At 64.2% G+C, this 5,180-nt stretch carries 3 protein-coding genes; 2 read left to right on the top strand and 1 reads right to left on the bottom strand.

The window, feature by feature from the left end:
- The first annotated feature begins 260 nt into the window (after positions 1–260).
- Positions 261–1,403, top strand: a complete 1,143-nt coding sequence (locus ACH0CP_RS18845) for an MFS transporter (protein ID WP_231733184.1) — start codon at positions 261–263, stop codon at positions 1,401–1,403.
- 122 nt (positions 1,404–1,525) lie between these two features.
- On the opposite strand, the gene ACH0CP_RS18840 is transcribed toward ACH0CP_RS18845, so the two are convergent.
- Positions 1,526–2,155 carry a recombinase family protein gene (locus tag ACH0CP_RS18840; protein ID WP_066478108.1) on the bottom strand — a complete coding sequence of 210 codons (630 nt, stop codon included), beginning with the start codon at positions 2,153–2,155 and terminating at the stop codon, positions 1,526–1,528.
- 94 nt (positions 2,156–2,249) lie between these two features.
- Here ACH0CP_RS18840 and ACH0CP_RS18835 point away from each other — a divergent pair, with 94 nt between their 5' ends.
- A complete protein-coding gene (locus ACH0CP_RS18835) occupies positions 2,250–5,147 on the top strand; it encodes a Tn3 family transposase (RefSeq protein WP_191320872.1) in 2,898 nt (965 codons plus the stop codon).
- The last annotated feature ends 33 nt before the right edge of the window (positions 5,148–5,180 follow it).

Here is a 5,180-nt window from a genome sequence, read left to right as displayed (position 1 = left end):
CTAAGCGAAATGGCCGGGTTTGGCTGGAGAACGGACTGGTGGCTTTCCGACAGCGATCCTCTACTCGCTGCCATCTCGAGTTCGCCCGGTTTTTCTGTACGCAGCGGGCTTTGCGGAAGCACTGCCCTGAATATCTTCCGGTCGAGCGCCCGCCGGGCAAATAAGTTGCTTCAGCACCCGGCCTCAGACAAATGCCTGTTATGGAGGGACCCGGGACGGTAGCTGTACGGATCAGATCGGGCTGGGGCTGGCTTGTGCTGGTGACCTTAACTGTCTCCACCATTGGTGACGAGATCTCCCTCATCACTCTGATGTTTCGGGCTGCCGAGAACGAGACGCGTTTTGCCGTGCCCATGCTGCTGATTGCGCAGCTGCTACCTGGTTTAATCGCTGCTCCGTTCATCGGTCGCTTTGTCGATAGGCGTGATGCTGGCAGAATACTTGTCGTCACCGGCCTAGCACAAGCGGCGCTTCTCGCCTGGATTGCCGGCAACACGGCGATGTTGCCGACGCTCGTTGGCGCAAGCGTGCTCAGCATCTGCTTCGCCATCAGCGGAACGGCGACCTTCGCGCTTATACCCGTACTGGCGACAGCACTTGGCATGCCGCTCAGCCGCGCGAATTCCGTGCTTGAGCTTGTGCGCGGTGTTGGGATGCTTGCAGGTCCGGTAGCGGGCGGTATCCTGATTGCGTGGATCGGCGCGCGCAGTGCTTTGCTCATTGATGCTGCCAGCTACGTCTTGCTCGCCACCGTGATCCTGGCCAGCGGCTTGCGCCGGCCGATAGCGCCGGATGAGCAGGAACCTCGTACATTGCTCGCCGAGTACTGGCCGATCCTCCGCAACCGGCGGATCACGGTGATGACAGGATCGCTGGCTTTGGAGGTCTTTGCCTCTGCCATCGCAGATGTAGCATTCGTGTTCCTGATCACAGTGACGCTGAAGCAAGGCCCCCTCGCATTTGGCCTGGTAACCGCTTGCTGGGCCGCCGGCATGATCCTGGGCGCTCTCGCGGCAGGTGCGCGGCCGATGCGCCGACCTGCTCCTTTGGCTTTCGTTGCGGCCACTATGATTGGCGTAACCATGCTGGTGATCGGCAGCGCCGCTTTGGTCGGCGCGGCCACCATCATGTTGATCGGGATGGTTTTCGTATTCGGCGGAGTTGCCAACAGCGTGCACAATGTGGCGGTACGCACGATGCTGCAAAACGAAACGCCGACCGACCACCATGGGAAGGTTGCAGCTATTTACGGCGCAGTCACGAGCAGCGCCGTCATCATTGGCTATGTCACGGGTGGACTGTTCACCCCGAGCAACGCGGTCGGTGCTTATCTGATTGCCGGTACGCTGGGTACAGCCGCCGGCTTGGCGGGATGGGGGTTGTTCAGCAGGTTTGCCCGTTAGACTGGCGTCGCGTCCGACAAGCGGCACCCAATCTGCTGGTCGATGAATGTACGGCAGCTTCAGCGACAGGCCGATATGGGGCGACTGGCGCCCTCTCGGCGGGGGCGGGAGGTGAAAACTGATTACTCTGCTATTTCAATGTCAGGGGCCGTGTCCAACCGCGCCCGCCCCACGATCGCGGCGACGGTGTTCTTGCTGAGGCCGAGGTCGCGCGCGATCCAACGATAGCTGCGACCTTCGGCAACGAGCGCCAGCACCTTGGGGGCGAGCCGGTCGGACTTGGGGCGGTCGCCGGACTGTCGCCCGAGTTTGCGACCCCGCGCCCGCGCCGCGGCGAGACCGGACCGAACGCGCTCGCTCAGCATGTCGCGCTCGAATTGCGCGATGCCGGCGAGCATCGTAGCCATCATTCGCCCGTGCGGTGTATCGACCTCGAACGTCATGCCGCTCATCGCGACTACCGATACCCGCCAACCCGACAGCCGGTTCAGCGTATCGAGCAGGTCCTGGGTCGAGCGTCCCCACCGGCTGAGTTCGGTGACAAGGATCGCATCGATGTGGCGGGCCTGCGCCAGTTTCATCACTTCGGCGCGCGCCGAGCGGTTGGCCTTCATCCCTGAGGCGGTTTCGCGGAAAACGTCGATGACCTCATAGCCGCCACGCTCGGCGAAACCGGCGAGGTCACGCAGCTGCCGCTCACACGACTGGTCGGCGGTCGAGACCCTGGCGTAGATGGCGGCGCGTTGTCCCAATTGAACCTTCCTGAAATCAGGCTTCAAAAACCCTTGATTTGCGTGGGGTGAGTGTTGTCCAAAACAGACTTCTGTTCAACAGGGACACTGCCACATGCCGAGACGCCACATCCTGAGCGCCCGGCAGCGGTCGGCGCTGCTTGACCTGCCGACCGACGAGGCGTCGCTGCTGCGGCATTACATTCTGGCGGATGACGACTTGGCTCACATCGACCGGCGGCGTCGGCCGGAAAACCGGATCGGCTTCGCCCTGCAACTCTGCGCACTGCGCCATCCGGGCCGGATGCTGGTGCCCGGCGAAGTGATCCCGCTCGCGGTATCCACCTTCCTGGGGGCTCAACTTGGCATCGCCGGCGATACGCTCGTCCGCTACGCCGTCAGGCGCCAAACCCGCCAGCAGCACATGGAGGTGCTGCGCTCTGTATATGGGTACAGGACGTTTCCCGGACAGGGTCCGCGAGCGCAGGCTTTTCGTGAATGGCTGTTCGCCGAAGCCGAACAGGCACGCTCCAACGACGATCTCGCCCGGCGTTTCATCGCTCGCTGCCGTGACACTATGACCATCCTGCCCGCGATCACGACTATCGAGCGGTTGTGCGCGGATGCGCTCGTCGCGGCCGAACGCCGGATTGAACGGCGGATCGCCGAGCGGCTCAGTTCCGCGACCTGCGCTCGGCTCGACGAGCTGACCACTGAAATGCTGCCGGGCACGATCAGCCGTTTCATCTGGCTGCGCCGGATCGAGCCGGGCAACAATTCCGCCGCGGCGAACCGGCTACTCGATCGATTGGAGTTCCTGCGTGCGATGGACCTCGATGCCGGCCTGCTTGCCGGAGTCCCACCGCATCGCGTCGCCAGGTTGCGGCGACAGGGCGAACGGTACTTTGCCGATGGTCTGCGTGATCTGAGTGCCGACCGGCGTCGCGCCATCCTCGCGGTCTGTATCATTGAGTGGGCAACCGCGACTGCGGATGCGGTGATCGAGACGCATGACCGGATCGTTGGCCGCACCTGGCGCGAGGCGAAGCAACTGCATGACACACGGGTCGCAGACAGCAGGGGTGGGGTCACTGCGACGCTGGCGGGCTTCGCGGCGCTCGGCGGATCGCTGCTCGAAGCGCATGGCGACGGTGCGTCGCTTGACGATGCGATCGCGCGTGCGGCGGGATGGGAGCATCTGACCCGCCTCACCGCTACGGCCCGGACGTTGACAGACACGTTGGGCGACGATCCGCTGGCCCATGTCGATCAGGGCTATCACCGCTTCCGTCGCTATGCCCCGCGAATGCTACGCTGCCTCGACCTCGAAGGCGCGCCGGTCGCCCGGCCCTTGCTGAACGCGGTGACCGCCATCGCCACCAAAGGCACGCCCCCGGCGACTGACGATTTCCTGCGGCCGCATTCCAAATGGCGGAGACAGTTGCGAGCGAAGGGCGACGATGATGCCCGTCTCCGAGAGGTCGCGGTCATGTTCCACCTGCGTGACGCGCTACGCTCGGGCGACATCTGGCTCGACCGCTCGCATCGGTATGGTGACCTGCGCAACGTCCTGGTGTCGATGGAAGTCGCGCATGCTGCGAAGCTGGCCGTACCGTCTGATCCGCATGTCTGGCTCGCCGATCGCAAAGCCCGTCTTGCCGATGGCCTTGCCCGGCTCGGTCGCGCCGCGCGTAACGGCACGATCCCGAAAGGCAGTATCGAGGACGGCACACTGCGCATCGATCGCCTCACCGCTGACGCGCCGGATGGGATCGATGACTTGGTGCTCGATCTCTACCGCCGTCTGCCGTCCGTCCGTATTACCGACCTGCTGCTCGAAGTAGATGCCGCGCTCGGCTTCACCGAGGCCTTCACGCACCTGCGCACCGGCGTTCCGTGCGACGACCGGACCGGCCTGCTCAATGTCCTGCTCGCAGAGGGTTTGAACCTGGGCCTGCGCAAGATGGCCGAGGCTTCCAACACCCATGATTACTGGCAACTCTCTCGGCTCGCGCGCTGGCACGTCGAACGCGAGGCGATCGATCAGGCGCTGACCCATGTGGTCGCCGCACAAGGCGATCTGCCGATGGCGCAGGTCTGGGGTATGGGCACTACCGCATCCGCCGATGGTCAATTCTACCCCGCCGCGCGACAGGGCGAGGCGATGAACACGGTCAACGCTCGCTATGGCAACGATCCCGGCATCAAGGCCTATACCCACGTCAACGACCGCTTCGCGCCGTTTGCATCGCGGACCATCCCTGCGACCGTCAGCGAAGCCCCATACTTGCTCGACGGGCTGACGATGAATGAGGCCGGGCGACGGATCGAGGAGCAATACGCCGACACTGGCGGGTTCACCGACCATCTGTTCGGGATCAGCGCCACGCTCGGCTACCGCCTGGTGCTGCGCATCCGCGACCTTCCGTCCAAACGGCTCTACGTGTTCGATCCCGCCGCTACGCCGAGCGAGTTACGTCCGCTGGTGGGCGGGAAGGCGCGCGAAGCGCTGATCGTCTCCAATTGGCCCGATCTATTTCGCTGCGCAGCCACCATGAGCGCAGGGCAGGTCCCGCCAAGCCGCATCCTGCGCAAGCTCGCCGCCTATCCGCGCCAGAACGATCTGGCGGCCGCACTGCGCGAGGTCGGCCGGATCGAACGGACGCTATTCATCATCGAATGGATCCTTGATGCCGGCATGCAACGCCGCGCGCAGGTCGGCCTCAACAAGGGCGAAGCGCACCACGCGCTGAAGAACGCCTTACGGATCGGTCGCCAGGGCGAGATCCGCGACCGTACGACAGAGGGGCAGCATTACCGCATCGCCGGCCTCAACCTGCTCACCGCCGTCATCGTCTACTGGAACACCCTGCATCTCGGCCATGCCGTCGAAGCCCGGCGACGCGAAGGGCTCGATACGCCCGACCACCTGCTGGCCCATATCTCACCGCTCGGGTGGGCGCACATCCTCCTCACCGGCGAATACCTCTGGCCGAAGGGTGCCGAGGCTTAGGGTGTCATTTCGCCCTCAGCCGGATTCGACCCC

This window comes from Sphingomonas sp. 179-I 2A4 NHS, from assembly GCF_045369135.1.
In the GTDB taxonomy this organism is placed as follows: Bacteria; Pseudomonadota; Alphaproteobacteria; order Sphingomonadales; family Sphingomonadaceae; genus Sphingomonas.
Note: the sequence above shows the minus strand (reverse complement) of the source record. Positions and strands in the feature narration are given on the sequence as shown.